The organism is Limimaricola sp. G21655-S1 (assembly GCF_027213785.1).
Lineage (GTDB): Bacteria > Pseudomonadota > Alphaproteobacteria > Rhodobacterales > Rhodobacteraceae > Limimaricola.
This window is the reverse complement of sequence record NZ_JAPWGO010000410.1, coordinates 1-248: the sequence shown is the minus strand read 5'-3', so window position 1 is coordinate 248 and position 248 is coordinate 1. Positions and strand designations below refer to the sequence as shown.

The following is a 248-nucleotide window of genomic DNA, read 5'->3' as shown; positions in this document are numbered from 1 at the left end:
GCATTCAACGATGCCGTGGTCGGCGGCCGCTCGGTGGGCGTGCCCGGCGCGGTGGCCATGCTGGAAATGGCACACCGCGAGCAGGGCAAGCTGCCGTGGGCCGAGCTGTTCGCGCCGGCTATCCGCCTGGCGGAGCAAGGCTTTGCCGTCAGCCCGCGGCTGTACACGCTGTTGAAATCCGACCCGTTCCTGAAGCAGGACCCGGTGGCGGCCGCCTACTTTTACCAGCCGGACGGCCAACCGTGGCC

General features: G+C 69.4%; 1 protein-coding gene. It reads left to right on the top strand.

Going from position 1 to position 248, the window contains the following annotated elements; all coding sequences use genetic code 11:
- Positions 1–248 (top strand): gamma-glutamyltransferase (locus O4G76_RS21275; protein WP_269399080.1); only part of this gene is annotated, 248 nt, incomplete at both ends.